Below are 516 nucleotides of genomic sequence, written 5' to 3'. Positions count from 1 at the left end.
GTTGCGGCCGGACAGCTTGCCCAGCACGATCTTGTTGGCGCTCCAGCCCACGTCTTCGGCGCGCATGATCTCGTAGGTGTCGCGCGCCTTCAGGATGCCATCCTGGTGGATACCAGATGCATGGGCGAAGGCATTGGCGCCCACCACCGACTTGTTGGGCTGCACCGCAAAACCGGTGATCTGCGACACCAGCTTGGAGGTTGGCACGATCTGGCTCGCATCGACGCCGACTTCCAGGTTGAAATGGTCGCGCCGGGTGCGCACCGCCATCACGATTTCCTCCAGCGCCGTATTGCCGGCGCGTTCTCCCAGGCCATTGATGGTGCACTCGACCTGGCGCGCGCCGCCGATCATCACGCCGGCCAGCGAATTGGCGACCGCCATGCCGAGGTCGTTATGGCAATGCACCGACCAGATCGCCTTGTCGGAATTGGGAATGCGCTCGCGCAGCGTGCGGATCATGTTGCCGTACAGTTCAGGCACGCCGTAGCCGACGGTATCGGCGAAGTTGATGGT

At 63.2% G+C, this 516-nt stretch carries 1 protein-coding gene; it reads right to left on the bottom strand.

Annotation, left to right across the window (positions count from 1 at the left end):
• Positions 1 to 516 (bottom strand): hydroxymethylglutaryl-CoA lyase-like TIM-barrel protein (locus JK635_RS29000; protein WP_498043886.1); only part of this gene is annotated, 516 nt, incomplete at both ends.

Source organism: Neobacillus paridis (genome assembly GCF_016765675.1).
GTDB lineage: Bacteria > Bacillota > Bacilli > Bacillales > Cytobacillaceae > Neobacillus > Neobacillus paridis.
This window is presented reverse-complemented; position numbering and strand designations above follow the sequence as displayed.